We start from the raw sequence: 18,180 nt of genomic DNA on the forward strand, positions 1-18,180 counted from the left end.
CCGGGCTTTATTGTGTTGGATTGCAGGTTTTGCCCATGTCTAAATCTCAAATCGGCACTTTAGCATGATTGGGTCAGAAGAAACTTGGGAGGTTATGAATAGTATTATCTAGATATATTAATGACTTATATACGGGTTCTGCGCTGGCGATCCTTATGTGTGAACTTTTTCCTTTTTGTTCTGTAGTGCGCATTCGTATCATATTGAAATAACAGATAAGGGGAACACTATGAATGGTTCGAAACTTCTTCTGGTAGCGTCTGCACTCAGCACTGTATTTCTGGTTGCTTGCTCAGAGCCTGGAACATATCCGATCACCGGTACGGCAGTGTCCCCTGACGATCCGGTGGCAAACCTTGAAGCACCGGTTTACATCCGTCGCGGTGAGGCCCGGTAGGGCCTTCAATCTTTCGCGGGTGGCCTTGTTGTTCAGCCACACAGAAATGGATCAAAGGGTTTTGCTCATCAGCATATAGCGGTCACGAGGCTTGAAACCTGTGCGTAGATACAGTTTCTGTGCCGTCTCGTTTGTACGATCGACTTCAAGATGCAAGGCTGTGAGCCCCGCGCTCGCCAACGCCTTGGGCAAATCCAGCAAGACTTCAGACGCAATTCCGCGCCCTCGCACGGCAGGACGAATATAGATCTCATCCACGAATCCATCCATGCCGCCGAATTCAACCGACCACCCAAAGGTCAGGATGACATAGCCCAAGGGTGCGCGACCGGGGCCAATCAGGTAGATGCACCCAAAAGGTATTCCCTCGAGAAGAGGCGCAAGCGCATTGCGCGTCTGATCGGCATCCTGGGTAATGCCTTCTTCGGCGTGAAAGGCGGCGACCAGACCAACCAGACGTTCCAGATCCTCGGGGCGGGCAAGGCGAAGTGCGGCGCTCATAGTCGGGCCAGCCGATCCGTGAGCAGTTCAAAAAACCCGCCAGCGTCAATTTCTCCGATAAACAGGGCGTTGGGTTTTCTGTCGGTAACACCCCACCAATCGGCAACTGTCATGCCCAAGGTCAGCTTTGATTGGGTCTCTACCTCGACATTCACCAGCCGCCCGGTAAACAGTTCGGGTTTGATAAGATAGGCTGTCACGCAAGGGTCGTGTAACGGAGCACCTTCCGAGCCGTATTTGTTCTTGTCGAACCTTTCAAAGAAATCGGTCATCTCGGCCACCGCGACACCGGCCTTGTTTCCTATTGCACGGAAGGCATCGTTGCGCGTCTTGGTCACCAGAGCTTTATGCGTGACATCAAGCGACATCACCACAATGGGGCGTCCAGATTTGAACACAATATCAGCGGCTTCTGGATCGACGTAAATGTTAAATTCGGCGGTTGGGGTGATGTTTCCAACTTCGAAATATGCCCCTCCCATCAAAACGATCTCTTGAACCCGGTCCACGATGTCAGGCGCTTTGCGGAACGCTGTGGCGATGTTGGTCAATGGCCCAAGGGGACAGAGCGTAACGGAGCCCGGTTCATGCGCGCGCAACGTGTCGATGATGAAATCGACGGCATGTCCTTCGGACAGCGGCATCTGCGGATCCGGCAGAACCGGCCCATCCAAGCCAGTTTTGCCATGCACATGCTCTGCTGTGATCAGGGGGCGCTCTAATGGGCGGTCGCATCCGGCATAGACGGGGGTCTGGGTATGGCCAGCTAATTCGCAGACAATACGCGCGTTTTTGGCGGTTAGCTCTAAGGGTACGTTGCCAGCGACTGCGGTAATGCCCAAAACCTCAATTTCGTCGGGGCTGGCAAGCGCCAGCAGAATGGCGACGGCATCGTCCTGTCCCGGATCGGTGTCTATAATGATTTTGCGAGCGGGCATGATCGTCTCCGGAGGTCGTGAAGGTGGGACACTCGCAAGTGTCCGAGAGCTTGTCTAGCGGTTTTACGTTCCGGCCTCGGCCTTTGCCGGCGGGAGTTTGCCATTGGCCCGATGTTCCTCGATCTTTACCTCGTCCCAAAGCGCGTCCATCTCTTCCAGCGTGCTTTCTGTTGGGGTTTTTCCCCGTGCAGCCAGGCGCGACTCGACCTGCTCGAACCGGCGGGTGAACTTGGCGTTGGTCCGACGCAGGGCGGTTTCGGGCTCGACCCCAAGATGGCGGCCCAGATTGACCATAACGAATAGCAGATCGCCGAACTCATCCTCTAACGCATCCGCATCCATGCGGTCGCGTGCCTCTTCCAGCTCGGCAGCCTCTTCGGTTATCTTGGCCAGCACATGGCTGGCATCGGGCCAGTCGAATCCAACACGGGCGGCACGTTTCTGCAATTTGAGAGCACGCAGCAGGGCGGGCAGGTTGGCGGCGACACCGTCCAACGCGCCTTGTTGTTCTTTACCAGCACGCTCGGCTGCTTTGATGGCTTCCCAGTCCAGTGTTTGCTGCTCTGCCGATTTGTCGCGGGATTCGTCGCCAAAGACATGCGGGTGCCGGGCGACCATCTTGTCCGACATGGTGCGCACCACGTCCTGAAAGGTGAAATGCCCGGCTTCTTCGGCCATTTGTGCATGAAAGACAGACTGGAACAGCAGATCCCCAAGTTCGCCCTTCAGCTCATCATAAGCCTCACGTTCGATGGCATCAGCGACCTCATAAGCCTCTTCGATTGTGTAAGGAGCGACCGTGCCGAAATCCTGCTCGATATCCCATGGGCAGCCGGTTTGAGGGTCGCGCAGTCGGCGCATGATCTCTAACAAGCGTTCGATGCCAGCATCGCTGTCATGGATCAGAGGATTTTCGGCCATTGCGAACCCTTTCGTTCCGGTGTCAGATGCATCCATTCCGCAGTCACGATCAGGAGTCCACCCCAGATGCCCGTCGTCAACCGAATTGCCGATTTCTCTGCCGATATGGCCGCATGGCGCCAGCATCTGCATACGATCCCCGAGCTTGCCTTTGAATGCCACGAAACCGCAGCCTTTGTTGCTGACCGGCTGCGTGAGTTTGGTGTCGATGAACTGCACGAGGGGATCGCCACTACAGGGATAGTCGCGATCATCAACGGGCAGGGTGAGGGGCCGACGATTGGTCTGCGCGCCGATATGGATGCTCTGCCGATCCCGGAGGAAACAGGGGTCACCTATCAATCGACCAAGCCCGGAAACATGCATGCCTGCGGCCATGACGGGCACACCACAATGCTGTTGGGCGCGGCGCGCTATCTGGCGGAAACCCGAAATTTCCGTGGACGCGTGGCGCTGATCTTTCAACCGGCCGAAGAAGAGGGTGGTGGCGCGGGCGTCATGGTCGAAGAGGGGATTATGGACCGGTTCGACATTTCCCAAATCTATGCATTGCACAATGCGCCTGGAATTCCCGAAGGATCCTTTCAGACAACCCCCGGGCCGATCATGGCTGCTGTTGATACGTTCGAAGTTCACATTCAGGGCCTTGGTGGCCATGGTGCCATGCCGCATGAAACCCGGGATCCGGTGATGGCGGCCTGCGGTATCGCCCAGGCGATTCAGACCATCGTCAGTCGTAACAACTATGCTTTGGACAGTCTGGTGGTCTCGGTCACGCAAATCCATACCGGCACCGTGAACAACGTGATCCCCGATACCGCCTATATCAACGGCACCGTGCGAACCTTTGATCCGACGGTGCAGAAAATGGTGATGGAGCGGATGGAGCAGATCGTGCAGGGCCAGGCCCAATCCTATGGGGTCGAGGCGCGGCTGGATTATGATGTGAACTACCCCGCCACCATCAATGACCCCGACAAGACCGGTTTTGCCGCCGGAATCGCGCGTGACATTGCCGGTGATGACCGCGTGATGACCAATGTCGACGCGATGATGGGGGCCGAGGATTTTTCATACATGCTGCAGTCGCGCCCCGGCGCTTACCTGTTTCTGGGGCAAGGCGAGGGGGCCGGACTGCATCATCCGAAATACAACTTCAACGACGACATCGCGCCGGTTGGGGCGTCTTTCTTTGCGCGGATCGTCGAAAAGGCCCAGCCTTTGGGCTGACAGGAGAAAGACATGGCACTGGAAGATTCAAAGAATTTCGTCGACGAGGCGTTTACCAATCCTGAACTGAAAGGCGTCTCGTACGAGAATACTTTCGGGGGGGCGATGTCATTTTTGCGCCGCTTGTATACCAAGGATCTGACCGGGATTGATATCGCCGTAACCGGCGTGCCATTTGATCAGGCGGTGACGAACCGCCCCGGTACGCGTCTTGGGCCACGCGCCATCCGCGAGGCCAGCACGTTGCAATCCCCGGATGAGCCTTATGGCTGGCCGTTTGATGCGCTAAGCGAATTGGCAATCGTGGATTACGGGGACATGGCTTATGACTACGCCAATATACCTGCCTTTCCGGACACATTGACGGACCACATTCGCACAATTCTCAACGCTGACGTGGCCTCGGTGACGCTTGGTGGGGACCACTATATCAGCTTTCCGATCCTGAAGGCCTATGCCGAGAAATACGGGCCGATGTCCTTGCTGCAATTTGATGCGCATACGGATACATGGGCTGACGACGACATGTCCCGCGTGGATCATGGGACCATGTTCTACAAGGCGGTCAAATCAGGGATAGTGGACCCTAAGCGTTCCGTTCAAGTGGGTATTCGTACGACGAACGAAGATACTTTGGGGGTCAACATCATTGACGCTCGGGAGGTGTATGAGTCCGGTCCCGCCGCCGTGGCGCAAAAGATCAAAGGCATTCTTGGTGACAACCCTGTTTACCTGAGCTTCGATATCGACGGTCTGGACCCGGCCTTTGCGCCTGGCACGGGAACGCCGGTCTGGGGTGGACTGAGTTCGATTCAGGCCCAGATCATCCTGCGCGACATTGCTGGGATCAACATCAAAGGCGGGGACGTGGTCGAGGTTTCGCCGCCCTATGACACCTCAGGTGCGACAGCGATTGCAGGCGCACATGTGGCGACGCAAATCATTTGCCTGCTGGGATGGAACAAGCTGAAGCCTTAACCTTTGGTTAGCCATCTTTCCGGTATCAGGTTAGCAGCAGGGCAGGACGGAAGACATAACGGCATGACACAATTCAACCAACCAATCAGCGGTAACGATCTGGCGCGTTTTTCCGGCCCAAACACGTTTATGCGCCTGCCGCAGGCGGATACGTTGGCCGGATTGGATGTGGCCGTAATAGGCATACCGATGGACATTGGCACCTCTTGGCGGTCGGGGACACGGTTCGGACCGAAACAGATCCGCAGCGAAAGTGCGATGCTGCGGCCTTACAATATGGCCACCTTTGCGGCCCCCTTCGACAGCCTGCAAATCGCCGACATCGGCGATCTGGCAATCAACACCTTTTCGCTGTCCGACAGTCTGAGGATCATCAAGGAAAGCTATGACGCGATTCTGGCGCAGGGTGTGACACCTGTGGCGATGGGGGGCGATCACTCGATCACCTTGCCGATCCTTCGGGCGATAGCCGCGAAACACGGGCCTGTGGCGCTGGTCCATGTGGATGCCCATGCGGATGTAAATGATGAGATGTTTGGCGAAAAGGAAACCCATGGCACCGTTTTCCGGCGTGCCTATGAAGAAGGGCTGATCGTGCCGGAAAAAACCTTTCAGATCGGCATCCGAGGCTCTGGCTATGCGGCATCGGACTTTACCGAGGCCAAAGGGTGGGGCTTTCGCCAATACCCCGCATGGGAGCTTTGGCAGCAGAACCTGACGGTCATGGGCGCGCAGATACGCAATGAGATCGGGGATCATCCGGTCTATATCACCTATGACATTGACAGTCTGGACCCGTCTTTCGCCCCCGGAACCGGCACGCCCGAGATCGCCGGGTTAACCACACCGCAGGCGCTGCAACTGATCCATGCCCTGGGCGGGGCAAATGTGGTTGGGTGTGATCTGGTCGAGGTTTCTCCGCCGTATGATCCCTCTGGCAATACGGCGCTGACCGCTGCCAATCTGCTGTTTGAATTGCTGTGCATATTGCCAGGCGTGACGTCACGGTAGGGATCACGGCAGTCTCTTGTTTGCTATGCGGAACTGCATATGGTTCCGCAATCTAACAGAGTGGAAAAGATGAAAATGACGCTGTGGCTGATTGCGGGTCTGATTGTCCTTGTGGGGGCGTATATACGGCTTGCGCCGTCTGATCCCGCCATCTGGCACAATGCCCCCGTCGGCGACGCGAACAGGGACCTCCGTGGTGGCGTCGCGCGAGTACTTGAAACGGGGCCGGACGGGTTGGCGCAGTTGAACGAAATCGCAATGGCCTCACCACGTACAAAGGTTCTGGCCGGGTCAGTTGATGACGGGATGGTCACCTATATCACCCGTACCAAAGTGATAGGTTTTCCGGACTACACAACCGCCCAGCAGAACGGCGATACACTGCGCATCTATGGCAGGTTGCGCTTTGGACGCTCAGATTTTGGGGTAAACCGAAACCGCGTTGATGGCTGGCTCGCGCGTATGCAGCCCTGAGGACAGGCATCCTTCCTGTACCTCGCGCCACATCGGAACGTTCAGTGACATCTGACATTGTGCAGTGAAAATGCGACCGTCGACCTGCAGGCAGATCATCTCGCCCAATTCAACGCGTGACCCGGATTTGTCAGTGCAATAGCAGTCCTGTACCTTGCCGCCGGGACCGACGACATCGGCCATCACGGGCGTCGCAAAAAGCGATAGAACCAGAACCAACCGTCTCATGCGGGGCAGCTTAGCATACGGACAGCCCTTGACCATAGCCCCGGATTAGGAGACACCGCCCGGATGATCCCCGAAGAACGCCTTGAACAGATAACTCAGCGATTCCAATACCTCGAAGCGGCCATGGCAGATGGTGCTTTGGGCGGCGATATTGCTGTGCTGGCCAAGGAATATTCGGACCTCAAGCCGGTGGTCGATCAGATCATGGCATGGCGCCAGCTGGTCACTGACCTTGCCGAGGCCGAGGCGATGTTGGCCGATCCCGATATGAGGGAGCTGGCCGAAGAGGAAATCCCCAACCTGCAGGCCCAAATCCCCGGTGCCGAAAACGCCCTGCAACTGGCCTTGTTGCCTAGGGATGCCGCTGATGCGCGTCCGGCCATGTTGGAAATCCGCCCTGGAACCGGCGGTGATGAGGCTGCGCTTTTTGCGGGCGATCTGCTGCGCATGTATCAGCGGTATTCCGAAGCGCGCGGCTGGAAATTCGAGATCCTCGAAGAGCAGGCGTCGGATCTGGGCGGCATCAAAGAGGTGGTTGCCCATATTAAGGGCGACAACGTCTTTGCCCGTTTGAAATACGAATCCGGTGTTCACCGGGTGCAGCGGGTGCCGGAGACCGAAAGTGGCGGGCGCATTCATACCTCGGCGGCGACCGTGGCGGTTCTGCCCGAGGCCGAAGATGTCGATATTCAGATCGACGCCAATGATATCCGTATCGACACGATGCGCAGCTCGGGTGCGGGTGGGCAGCACGTGAACACCACCGATTCGGCCGTGCGGATTACACACTTGCCCACCGGGCTTGTGGTGACCAGCTCCGAGAAATCTCAACACCGCAATCGCGAGATCGCGATGCAGGTTCTGAAGACTCGACTCTATGATCAGGAGCGTCAGCGGATTGACAGCGAACGCTCGGCAGATCGGGCGAACCAGGTCGGGTCTGGCGACCGGTCGGAACGGATTAGGACCTATAATTTTCCGCAAGGCCGCATGACGGACCACAGGATCAATCTGACGCTGTACAAGTTGGATCAGGTGATGCAGGGCGATCTGGATGAGGTAATCGACGCATTGACCGCGGATGATCAGGCGCGTCTCCTGGCCGAGATGGCGCAATGACCGGCGGCCAGACAGCGGCTCAGGCCATGGTGGCCGCTACGGCAAGATTGCGTGCGGCTGGTGTGGCTGATCCGGCGCGGGATGCGCGGGTTCTACTCGCCCACGCCGCCCGGATCGAAGCAAGTCGCGTGACACTGATTACACCCGAAGAGCTTTTACCGGATATTGCTGAACGATACGAGCAACTGATCTCGCTTCGGGCCATTCGTGTGCCCGTTTCTCACCTGTTGGGGGAACGTGAGTTTTACGGCCGTCGGTTCAAAGTTAGCCGGGACGTGCTGGATCCACGGCCGGAAACAGAGACCCTGATCGAAGCCGCGCTGAGCGAACCCTTTGACTATGTCCTCGATCTGGGGGTTGGATCGGGGTGCATCCTGATCACATTGCTGTCCGAACGCACCAGTGCATCGGGTATTGGTGTGGATCTGAGTGAGGCGGCCTGCCTACAGGCCAGTGCAAATGCCGTGCAACACGATGTTCAGAACCGGATCGAAATTAAGCAATCCGATTGGTTTGGAGACATTGAAGCTAAATTTGACCTGATTGTTTCAAACCCGCCCTATATTTCCCTTCCGGAAATGGACACCCTGGCACCTGAAGTGCGGGACCATGAGCCGCGGATGGCATTGACAGACGAAGGTGACGGCTTGGGGGCCTACCGCAGGATTGCTGCCGCCGCCCCGGATTTTCTATTGCCCCATGGTCGGTTACTTGTCGAAATCGGACCCGAGCAAGGGCAAAGCGTCGCATCTTTGTTCGACGCAGCAGGATTGACAGACGTACGGATCATTCCCGATCTGGATGGTCGCGACCGCGTCGTTTTCGCCAGAATGCCTTCATGACGGAACGTTCTGAGGCCGAAATGCGCCGATTGATATAAAAAAGGTACAAAAATTGGGACAAACCTCTTGTCTGCACGCTCTGGACGTGTTTACTCAGGTGTAGTCAGAGAGGTTGACGCTGTTACAGCGGGCCCCTGACGCCAAGCCCAAAAAAGTCGACATCGTGTCATAGCTAAGCCCTTGAGCAGTGCAAGACGCGAACTGATCGGCAGCGAACGACAAGGCTGACTAAAGTAGATGAGATCTTCCAAATCCCGCTCTCGGGCAAAGAATAACCGCAATCGTCCTTCTGGCGGCAACGTCGTAAACCGAGTTTTCGACAGTTCGGGCCCAGAGGGCAAAGTGCGTGGCACGCCGCAACAGATTATTGATAAATATAATCAGCTTGCACGCGATGCTCAGTTGTCTAACGACCGTGTAGCTGCCGAAAACTTTCAGCAGCACGCCGAACATTACCTGCGTTTGCTTAGCGAAGCTCAGCGTGAAATGGATGCACGCCGTGAGGAGCAAGAGCGTCAGAATCGCGAACGCCAGGCTGAGCGGGATCGTGAGCGTGCCGAGCGTCAGGAACGCGAAACCGTCCGCCAGTCGGATCCCGCTGAGGCACCTCAACCTGATGTGATGGGGTTTGCCGCTGACGCAGCTGCTCCGGAATCCGGACTTGTAGAAACGCCTGAAAGCAAAAGCCCTGAAGAGGCCGAGAAAAAAGAAAAACCGGCCCGTCGGCCTCGGGCGCGCAAGCCCAAAGCCGCACCTGCTGCGACTGAGGACGCGCCCTCCGGCAACGGTGATACGCCTGAAGCGGCAGAGTAAATCAGCCAGTAGATTTATAATAGAAAACCCCGGTACTGCGCCGGGGTTTTTTGATGTGTTGCCCCGACCTTCAAACAAAAAGTGTTTTGTTCGGATCTTTGGAGTGTCAGTCACCTTACCGTTCTGCATATGCCTTTCGGTCTTGGTGCGTTAGGTACATTCGATCTTATGTTCGCGGTCGCAGAATTGGTGTCAACAAATGCGGTATACCGAATGGTCTTTTGGACATTTTGGGGCATACCTTTTCTGGTTCCATATCTTCTCGATAACACAACAGGCAGCGTAAGATTCCACTTAAGCCTATACTCGTCAGAGCCCAGGGATTTATAGGGAACCCGTATTGGGCCCTTTTTTACGTGGCGTATGAATTGGTCATCCACAATGGCCGTTTCGGAGCCGGTATCGATTGTGAAGCGAGTCTGTTGCGCAAACCACCCATCACGGTCGCCGAGAAAGGTGCACAACAGCGTGACTTCTGAGGCATTTGAGGAGTGGGGCTGTATAAAGCATAAGATGGTTAGTGCGGAAATTCCAACAACCAGCTTCTTTTTCAGTTCCGACGCCAGTGGATTTGAGTTCACTGTTTGTCTCCGTGAGTTGACAGCAGAAATATTAGGATTGAGTGGAAGACACTTCGCGGGCCAATGCGCAGAACGCTTCTAAAGGCACTTGTTCCGCACGTTCGGTGGGTTTGATTCCGGCGGCGATCAGGCGGTCTTCGATATCCGGGGCCACGCCCTTTAGCGAGGCTCGCAGCATTTTGCGGCGCTGATTAAAAGCGGCGGCGACCACGCGGGACAGTGTGGCAGGATCAGCCGGATAGCGCGGTTGCGACAGGGCGATCAGGTGGACCACAGCGCTTGATACCTTGGGGGGCGGGGTGAACGCGCCGGGTGGCAGTGACATGGCGATGCGCGCGTCGGCCCGCCATTGGGCAAGGATGGCCAAGCGGCCATAGGCTTTTCCGCCGGGCTGGGCGACGATCCGTTCCGCCACTTCGCGCTGAAACATCAGGGTCAGGCTTTGCCAGAACGGAGGCCATTGCGGCGGGGTCAGCCAGCGGACCAGCAACTCGGTGCCGACATTGTAGGGCAGGTTCGCCGCCACACGGATCGGAGGGGTCAGATGCGTAAGCGGATCAATCTCAAGCGCGTCACCGTTGATGACCTCAAGCTTGCCGGGATAGGCGGCGGCGATGTCATTCAGGGCAGCGATACAGCGGGTGTCTTTTTCAACTGCAACAACCTTGCGCGCACCTTCTGAAAGTAGCCCACGGGTCAGCCCGCCGGGGCCGGGGCCGATTTCCAGAACATCGCATTCCGCAAGATCTCCGGCCTGCCGCGCGATCTTGGCGGTCAGGTTCAGATCCAGCAAAAAGTTCTGGCCTAGCGACTTGCGAGCCGAGAGTTGATGCGAGGCGATAACCTCGCGCAGAGGGGGAAGGTTGTCGATAGTGCTCATGATCCGATCACCGTGGCGCGGTTTGATAGGAGAGTGCCAGAGAATTTTTACCTCTGGCCGGGATATTTTCAGCCTGCTGAAGGATCAAGAGCTTTGTGCCATCTGCTGGGCAAGTTTCAGCGCTTCGATCAGGCTGGTGGGGTTTGCAAGGCCTTGCCCCGCAATGTCCAGTGCAGTCCCGTGATCGGGTGAGGTTCGGATAAATGGAAGGCCTAGGGTAACGTTCACACCGCGATCGAAATCCAGCGTCTTGATCGGAATCAGAGCCTGATCGTGATACATGGCGATGGCGGCGTCATAGCGCGCGCGCGCTGCGGCGTGGAACAATGTATCCGCGGGGTGCGGGCCGGTTACGGTATACTCTTTGCGGGGCAGCTCCGCGATCAGCGGTGCAATCCAGTCCAGTTCTTCTTGTCCCATCTTGCCGCCTTCACCGGCATGCGGGTTGAGGCCCGCGACGGCTATCCGCGGGGTGGCAATACCGAACTGTGATTGTAATCCCTGAGCTGTGATTTCGATGGTTTCCCGCAAAAGCTCGGGCGTAAGCTCGCAAGGAACGCGTGAGAGCGGGATGTGGATGGTTGCTGGTACAACGCGCAGTTGGTCACTGGCCAGCATCATCACAACACGTTGGGACCCAGCCAAGGCGCCCAGAAATTCCGTATGGCCGGGGAATGAGAAACCTGCTCCGTCGATAAGTGCTTTCTTGTGGATCGGCGCGGTACATAGCGCCGATGCAGAACCGGACTGAACCAGCGCTACGCCGGTTTCAATGGCAGTGACAACTGATCTGGCGTTGGCTGGATTAGGGTGCCCAGGCCGGTTGGGGGCTGGAAAGTCCATTTGCAGTACGGGCAGGGCAGAGCCACAGATCTCGACCGCCTGAGAGGCGTCGCTGATCTGTACCGACGGTGTCTCGGGCGGCAAATGCGCGGCATCGCCAATATAGAAGAAAGGGCAGGTGGTTCTAAGGCTGGTCCAGGCTTTTGCGGCGATCTCGGGCCCAATTCCGGCCGGATCGCCGCAGCTGAGCGCGATTGGCTTCATTGTTCAACAATAGTTGCGTCGGCACGCATTTGCCCCAACAGGCTTTCTGCAAGTGTTTGCAGCCTTTGCTGGGTCAGAGCATTGGCGACATCTGCACGCGTTGTCTCTTCGCCAAGGTTGCGGGTACGTGTGCACAACATCACAAAAGCCAGTGTTTGGCCGTTGTTGCGGGTCAGCGTGGTTGAAACTTCGTTCAGGTCCAGTTTGGCCAGTTCCAATGCGATATCGCGCGGGATTTCCGACGGTTTGCTGACATTCCGCTCTAAGACTTCTGCTGGCTTGTTTTGCACGATACCGTACAGATCATCGCAAGTGTCTATTTCTTCTTTCAGCTTTTCGGCTGCGGCCAGTGTTTCCGCACTACGACCACCGGGCATGTAATAGACAGCATAGTCGATCTCGGAATAGGTGGGCGTACTCGCAGCGGTCTCACGCAAACCGCGCATCTGAAACAGTGCAACGGCATTGGGCAGAGGAATGGGCTGGGTGACGTCACCATTTTTGAGCCCGATGATGACCGGCTGCAGCGCCGGGGGCAGATCGGTCAAGTTCAACCAGTCGAGGCGCCCCCCATTGGTGCGAGTTCCGGCCGCCGAGTACTGTGTTGCGGCGGTTGAAAAGGAATCATAGCCCTCGATCAAGGCGATCTCTTCGGCCAGCAGTTGAACCTGTGGCAGGTTTTGTTGGTTCACAGGAATAATGATTTCCGAAAGAAGGACTTGCAGGCCGCCACTTCCAGATTGTCCAAGTGCGCGATTGATCTCGTCTTCCGATGGTCTCGCCTGCGACAGAAAACGCGCGCTGACGAATTCACGCCAGGAAATCTGATCCTTGATGAAATCCCGAACCGTCTCACGGTCAACACCGGCATCCGCCAGAAGCTGCAGGAATTCGTCGCTCGAAAGCTGACCGCGGGCTGCAAATTGGTCTATTCCAACCTGAACGTCTTCGGGGGCGACCACGATTCCAGCGTCGCGCATCGCCTGTTTGCGCAGGCGGTCGTCTATCAGAGCTTTGCGCACGTCTTCCTCGGTTGCGCCGGGAACACCCAGAATCGAGAGGAATTGCAGGCGCTGTTCCAGCTCATACCAGGTCACGATGTCTTGATTGACCTTTATGGCAGGTGAGAACAGGTTCTGCGCCACTGCCTTTACAGGTGCTATGGCAATCGAAACTGCAACCAGTGCCGGAGCAACCAGCCCGATATGGCTGGAACGAAAGAAACGTGAAAAACCTGTTATCAACTGCATCTTCTCTTGTACTGTTTGCCGCCACCTTCGACAGAATATCCTGTCAGAGCTACGGTAAAGCCGAATTCGGTCGAAGGCTCAATACTTGATGACGAGGTATAGCGCCTGCTGACCGACATGTTAACCTGAACACACTCGTTCCGGTACGTGATACCCAACCCATATCTGATCGGTTCAGATTCGCTCAGGTCATACCGCGCCTGAGCACGGGTTTGCCAGTTCTGATCGATGTCGTACCGCCCGCGCAACCAGATCTCAGAAATCTCATCGTCGACATTTTCTGCGGGATCGGGTTCTTGCCAGACATAGCTTCCGCTGAGGGCCGTTGTTTCCTTTTGCCATGCTGCACGCAGCTCGGCCTTGGCAAAGCTGAAATCTCCGTTCACCAAACCTCGCCCGGCCAGAGACCACCCGTTGGGCGTTTCAAGTTGTCCGGCGATCAACACATCGGACGATGTGCCCTGAAGGCCCGATGTAAGGTTAAAGTCGGGATCAGCATCCGCACGAAAGACCTGACCGATCGTGGCACGCGCTTGCCAGCCCCTGGAGCCATAACGCGCCCAATTCATCCCAACAACGCCGCTGACCCCATCTTCGCGCCTGTCCTCGGCAGGGAATCGGGACAGGGATAACAGGTTACCCTGGTCAAACTCCTGAAACGTACTTTCGTCGATAGGAACATCATTGTCGGAGACATGCGTCCACCCGATCTGCGCGATGGGTTCCAGCAACTGGGTTGCGCCCGACGCCTCGCGGCGAGTCATTGGAAGGCGCAGCGTCAGTGCGGCGCGCGGGGTCGTGCGGGTCACCTGATCGGGATAGGCGCTGTCGTGGCGGATATTGAACGTGTCGATTGACGCGCCTACTTGGGCATCTGCACGTAGCCCCCAGCCCAGTATCCAGCTGCGCAGCCATTCGGTATCGAAGGTCGCTCGGGCAACATCGCGCCCGATAACGTCCTCATTGCTCGTTCTTTCATGGGCATGGCCGATGAAAGCCATCCGCACCTCTCCTCCGACAGCTGCCGGGAAGAAGCGTTTGCGATAGTTCAGGTCGAAGATGCGAGAAGGAATCTGATCCTGATCCTCGCTATCTCGCAAGGTTTTATAGTGGTTTAGGCTGGTCCGGAAAGCGGTATCGCGCTTGATCCTTTCCAGGGCAATTTCGCTGCGCAGACGGTCAAAGTCGGGTAGGCCGTAATCAGCCAGATAGGAATCGTCGGACGTGGTTCGAATGTTGAAGGTCAGGCGATAGTCGTCCGGCAGATCAAACCAGCCGTTGGTAAAGAAATATCCGCGCGCCTCGTCCCGTTGAAGGTCATCGCGAGTATGCGCGCCTTCGATTGTGAGCCGTCCGTTCTTAAAGGCCTGACGATAGCGATAGCCCAGAGTTCTGGTCTTACCGGAAAGGTAAGGTGTCAACGTGAGGTCCTTGTGATCTCCAAGCTTGAAGAAATAGGGAACCTTTATGCCTGTGCCCAACTGCGAGGTGGTGCGGACCGATGGGACCAGAAAACCAGTCGCCCGGTCCAGCGTTGGATCGGGGAGACGCAGGTAAGGGAAATAGAAGACCGGCACATCCAGCACACGGAATTGCGCACCTTCGAAATAGAGCTGTCGTTCCAACTGATCATGGGTCACCTTGCGGGCACGGATTTGCCAGAGCGGTGGCCGCCCATCCGTGCAGACATGGCAAGACGTCGCCGAGACTTTGCTGAACTGGGTGTATCTGCCGCCTGCACGTGTCGCCTGCACCGAGGCAATTTGCACCTGTTGGTCGAACACCATTCGGGCGCCGATCAAAAGGCCGTTGAGCAAACCCCGGTCGAGTTCTGCGGAATCCGCCAGAACTGTCGTTCGATTGCCCTGATCAATCCGGATCGGTCCTTCCAGTGTAAGCTCACCGCTTTCGCGGTCGTACAAAATCCGGCTGGCCGTCATTTTGACGTCACCCTGAAACGCTTCGACATTGCCTTCTGCGATCAGCACACGCTCTGGGGTAATGAAAATCTTGTCGGCGACAAGCAGGGCTGGTGGCTCTTGCTGGGACGCGTTCGTCGTTTGATCCTGTTCCGGCAAAGTCTGGGCCATGACATCCGAAGGCAAAGACAATGCAACCGCACCCGAGAGCAATAGCAGAGCAAATTTGCGCATCAGCCATCCTCCGCATGCAACAGCAGGCCAAGAGAAAGAAGGATGGCCGCAAATGGCGGGGCCCAGGCTGCAACGAAGATAGGCAACTGACCGTTTTCTCCCAATATTTGCGCGAAATTACGGACGAAATAGATGGCGAAGCCCAGTAACACGGCCGTCAGCACCGCTATTCCGGTGCCGCCGAACCGGACATGCCGCATGGTAAAGGCCGCGCCAATCAAGACCATTGCGACCAGAAACAGAGGTCTTGCCAGTTGGACCTGAAACCAGACCTCGTATTGCTTGGTCGAAAAGCCCGCCTCGCGCAGGTCTCGGATCAACTGGGGCAAATCGTAGACAGACATCGAATCCTGGTTGGCCAGCCTGTCCAGAATGCGCTGACGTGTCAGGGTGGTCGGAATCTCCAGACGATCATGCTCTTTCGAGCCAGCTTCGGGATTGATGCCGTTCATAAGCGGCCAGATCTTGGCATCCTGTAAAACCCAAAAACCGTCTTCCAACTTGGCCTGTTTGGCAGAGATTTGGCGTGTCGGCTGACCAATCGCGTCGAATGTTATTATGGTGACGTCCTTCAACAGCAGGGTGTTACCGTTTGACGTTCGGCGCGCATGGACAACCGATTGGCCCTCTTCTGTAGCTTGCCGTAACCACAAACCCTCACTGCTGATCGAAAGAGCTGAGCTGGTGCGGTTACGGTAGGAATCGGAAAGCCGTTGGAATTCTTCGGAAGTTGCGGCAGCAAACGGGTTAAGCACCGCAACTGCCAAGGCTCCGATCAACAGGGCCAGAGTTACAGGTGCAAGCAGGACGCGAATTCCAGACCGCCCGATCGAGCGCGTCACCACCAATTCCGAGCTGCGCGCCAATCCGATGAACAACGCAATCGTGGACAGGATGATCAGCAGAGGCAGCATCTCACCGATGGCGGCGGGCGTATTCAATAGGGTCAGATACAAAAGCCGGCCAAATGACAGATCGACCTCATCAAAGCGCCGGACCTGTTCAATCAAGTCGATCAGAATCATCAGGGTCAGAAAGATGCAGCCAATGACCAAAAAGCTCTGGGTAAACCGGCGGGCAAAATATCGATCCAGGATCACAAAAGCGCCCTCGACTTCGCTGCTTTGCCCACAGCCGGGGTACTGAAGTCACGAGAATCAGCGGTACACGCAACAGTGCGCAACGGCTTATGCCTGCCCCGATTTGCCAATTCGCCCTCCCGCTCTCCGAACCTGCCGGAACTTTTTCCGCGACTGTAATGCAAATGCCGGGCGGGGAAAACTGCTATCTGGTCAATGCGGTCGCCGCGGGCTAGGTCTTGGGAAACAGATTTTCAGGAGTTCCCAATGAGCAGTCTTGTTCCAATTCAGTTTAAGGCTTTTGACGTGGACGTGATGGCGCAGACCAAAGGGCGCGTCGTGATTATTGTCTCGGATGAAGGCAAGATGAACCCAGCCGCACGCCGCGCCAACCGTCTGACCCGGGGCGCAGTCGCGCGACTTGTCGAAAGCGACCGGTTCGAAAAGGTGAAATCCGGCGATGTAGTCTCTCTTGCCTGGCCAGGCGGAATGGCCGCTGAAGCGCTTGATATTCTCGTGCTGTCGCGCCGTGCCGATGCTGCAGAGGCACGCAAGGCCGGGGCGAAGCTGGCCAAATTGTCTGATCACCAGCCCTTGTTGGTCATGGCCGGAAATCAAGCCCGGACCGAAGAACTGGCATTGGGGATCGTTTTGCGCAGCTATGATTTCGATGCCCATAAAACCCGAGATTCGGATGAAGCCGGACCAGTAACAATCAGTCATCAAAAACATGATGAAGTCGAAGCCGCATTCGCACCGCTGTATGCGATTGCCGATGGCGTTCGGATGACACGGGACCTGACCAATGAACCCGCCAATGTGCTGACAACGACCGAATTCGCGGATCGTTTGTCCGAAATGAAGGCGCTTGGCCTGGACGTCGAAGTGCTCGACGAAGACAAACTGGCCGAATTGGGTATGCGCACCTTGTTAAGCGTCGGGCAGGGCTCGGTCAGCCCGTCCAAGGTTGTGGTGATGCAGTGGAATGGAGGCGACAAGGATGATGCGCCGCTGGCACTGGTGGGTAAGGGCGTCGTGTTTGACACTGGCGGCATTTCCTTGAAACCCGCCGCAGGTATGGAAGACATGACCATGGACATGGGCGGTGCAGGTGTGGTCGCAGGCACCATGCGGGCGCTGGCCAAGCGCAAGGCCAAAGCCAATGTCGTGGGCCTTGTCGGGCTAGTGGAAAACATGCCTTCAGGCAATGCCACGCGCCCCGGCGATGTCGTCAAGTCGATGAAGGGCGACACGGTCGAGGTCATCAATACCGACGCCGAGGGCCGTTTGGTCCTGTGCGATGTGATGTGGTACGCGCAAGAGCGGTTTGCCCCCGTGGGCATGATCGACCTGGCAACATTGACCGGCGCGATCATCATTGGGCTTGGGCATGAGAATGCCGGTGTCTTTTCGAACAATGACACGTTCTGCAACGCCTTCCTAAAGGCTGCCGGGGCCGAGGATGAGGGCGCATGGCGGATGCCGCTGGGCAAAGCCTATGACGAGCAGTTGAAATCGCGCATCGCCGATATGAAGAATGTCGGTGGACGACCTGCCGGGTCCATCACTGCTGCGCAGTTCCTGCAGCGGTTCGTGAAGGACGAAACCCCCTGGATCCATCTGGACATTGCTGGGGTGGCTTCGATTGCAACCGAGACATCCTATGCGCCCAAAGGGGCCACCGGTTGGGGTGTCCGCGCACTGAGCCGGTTCGTGCAGGACAATTTCGAATAATCCA

At 56.7% G+C, this 18,180-nt stretch carries 18 protein-coding genes; 9 read left to right on the forward strand and 9 right to left on the reverse strand.

What is annotated here, in order from left to right:
- Nucleotides 1-229: 229 nt before the first annotated feature.
- Entirely contained in the window at nt 230-397 is a 168-nt protein-coding gene (locus AC2FLG_RS09765; protein ID WP_185956604.1) for a hypothetical protein, read from the forward strand.
- 51 nt (nt 398-448) lie between these two features.
- On the opposite strand, the gene AC2FLG_RS09770 is transcribed toward AC2FLG_RS09765, so the two are convergent.
- The 3 genes from AC2FLG_RS09770 to mazG form a co-directional block, all read right to left on the reverse strand.
- A complete protein-coding gene (locus AC2FLG_RS09770) occupies nt 449-898 on the reverse strand; it encodes a GNAT family N-acetyltransferase (RefSeq protein ID WP_142633385.1) in 450 nt (149 codons plus the stop codon).
- Nucleotides 895-1,836: a nucleoside hydrolase gene (locus AC2FLG_RS09775; RefSeq protein WP_496706007.1), complete on the reverse strand. Its 942-nt coding sequence runs from the start codon at nt 1,834-1,836 to the stop codon at nt 895-897. The genes AC2FLG_RS09770 and AC2FLG_RS09775 overlap by 4 nt, the downstream gene beginning before the upstream one ends.
- A 63-nt stretch (nt 1,837-1,899) precedes the next feature.
- Complete coding sequence (gene mazG / locus AC2FLG_RS09780; RefSeq protein WP_142635104.1) at nt 1,900-2,757, reverse strand: nucleoside triphosphate pyrophosphohydrolase; 858 nt, start codon at nt 2,755-2,757, stop codon at nt 1,900-1,902.
- Nucleotides 2,758-2,823: 66 nt separating this feature from the next.
- Here mazG and AC2FLG_RS09785 point away from each other — a divergent pair, with 66 nt between their 5' ends.
- The 4 genes from AC2FLG_RS09785 (at nt 2,824) to AC2FLG_RS09800 (ending at nt 6,450) form a co-directional block, all read left to right on the forward strand.
- The gene (locus AC2FLG_RS09785; protein WP_496706008.1) at nt 2,824-3,987 is read left to right on the forward strand and encodes a M20 aminoacylase family protein; all 1,164 of its coding nucleotides are present in this window, start codon (nt 2,824-2,826) and stop codon (nt 3,985-3,987) included.
- Between the two features lie 12 nt (nt 3,988-3,999).
- Nucleotides 4,000-4,965 (forward strand): agmatinase, encoded by a 966-nt coding sequence (speB, locus tag AC2FLG_RS09790; protein WP_142633391.1) that lies wholly within the window; start codon nt 4,000-4,002, stop codon nt 4,963-4,965.
- A gap of 63 nt (nt 4,966-5,028) precedes the next feature.
- On the forward strand, nt 5,029-5,976 hold the full coding sequence (gene speB / locus AC2FLG_RS09795; RefSeq protein ID WP_496706009.1) for an agmatinase: 948 nt from the start codon (nt 5,029-5,031) through the stop codon (nt 5,974-5,976).
- A 69-nt stretch (nt 5,977-6,045) separates the two neighbouring features.
- Nucleotides 6,046-6,450 (forward strand): DUF1499 domain-containing protein, encoded by a 405-nt coding sequence (locus AC2FLG_RS09800; RefSeq protein WP_496695686.1) that lies wholly within the window; start codon nt 6,046-6,048, stop codon nt 6,448-6,450.
- Here AC2FLG_RS09800 and AC2FLG_RS09805 read toward each other — a convergent pair.
- Complete coding sequence (locus AC2FLG_RS09805) at nt 6,391-6,678, reverse strand: hypothetical protein (RefSeq protein ID WP_496695684.1); 288 nt, start codon at nt 6,676-6,678, stop codon at nt 6,391-6,393. The two genes, AC2FLG_RS09800 and AC2FLG_RS09805, sit on opposite strands and share 60 nt — an antisense overlap.
- A 63-nt stretch (nt 6,679-6,741) precedes the next feature.
- Here AC2FLG_RS09805 and prfA point away from each other — a divergent pair, with 63 nt between their 5' ends.
- The 3 genes from prfA (at nt 6,742) to AC2FLG_RS09820 (ending at nt 9,452) form a co-directional block, all read left to right on the forward strand.
- Nucleotides 6,742-7,797, forward strand: coding sequence for a peptide chain release factor 1 (gene prfA, locus AC2FLG_RS09810; RefSeq protein WP_496695682.1), 1,056 nt, complete (start codon nt 6,742-6,744; stop codon nt 7,795-7,797).
- Complete coding sequence (gene prmC, locus AC2FLG_RS09815; RefSeq protein ID WP_496706011.1) at nt 7,794-8,639, forward strand: peptide chain release factor N(5)-glutamine methyltransferase; 846 nt, start codon at nt 7,794-7,796, stop codon at nt 8,637-8,639. The genes prfA and prmC overlap by 4 nt, the downstream gene beginning before the upstream one ends.
- 237 nt (nt 8,640-8,876) lie before the next feature.
- Complete coding sequence (locus AC2FLG_RS09820; RefSeq protein WP_496691122.1) at nt 8,877-9,452, forward strand: DUF4167 domain-containing protein; 576 nt, start codon at nt 8,877-8,879, stop codon at nt 9,450-9,452.
- 612 nt (nt 9,453-10,064) lie between these two features.
- Here AC2FLG_RS09820 and rsmA read toward each other — a convergent pair.
- The 5 genes from rsmA to lptG form a co-directional block, all read right to left on the reverse strand.
- Complete coding sequence (gene rsmA / locus AC2FLG_RS09825; protein ID WP_496706013.1) at nt 10,065-10,913, reverse strand: 16S rRNA (adenine(1518)-N(6)/adenine(1519)-N(6))-dimethyltransferase RsmA; 849 nt, start codon at nt 10,911-10,913, stop codon at nt 10,065-10,067.
- Nucleotides 10,914-10,997: 84 nt separating this feature from the next.
- Nucleotides 10,998-11,960: a 4-hydroxythreonine-4-phosphate dehydrogenase PdxA gene (gene pdxA / locus AC2FLG_RS09830; protein WP_496701201.1), complete on the reverse strand. Its 963-nt coding sequence runs from the start codon at nt 11,958-11,960 to the stop codon at nt 10,998-11,000.
- On the reverse strand, nt 11,957-13,210 hold the full coding sequence (locus AC2FLG_RS09835) for a peptidylprolyl isomerase (RefSeq protein ID WP_281971985.1): 1,254 nt from the start codon (nt 13,208-13,210) through the stop codon (nt 11,957-11,959). The genes pdxA and AC2FLG_RS09835 overlap by 4 nt, the downstream gene beginning before the upstream one ends.
- Entirely contained in the window at nt 13,201-15,363 is a 2,163-nt protein-coding gene (locus AC2FLG_RS09840; RefSeq protein WP_496706015.1) for an LPS-assembly protein LptD, read from the reverse strand. Before AC2FLG_RS09840 ends, AC2FLG_RS09835 begins: the two co-directional genes overlap by 10 nt.
- A complete protein-coding gene (gene lptG / locus AC2FLG_RS09845; RefSeq protein ID WP_142633419.1) occupies nt 15,363-16,463 on the reverse strand; it encodes an LPS export ABC transporter permease LptG in 1,101 nt (366 codons plus the stop codon). The genes AC2FLG_RS09840 and lptG overlap by 1 nt, the downstream gene beginning before the upstream one ends.
- Before the next feature lie 246 nt (nt 16,464-16,709).
- Between lptG and AC2FLG_RS09850 the strand changes: the two genes are divergently transcribed.
- A complete protein-coding gene (locus tag AC2FLG_RS09850; RefSeq protein WP_142633421.1) occupies nt 16,710-18,176 on the forward strand; it encodes a leucyl aminopeptidase in 1,467 nt (488 codons plus the stop codon).
- Nucleotides 18,177-18,180 lie beyond the last annotated feature (4 nt).

The sequence above is a fragment of the Ruegeria sp. CDSA193 genome (assembly GCF_059611885.1).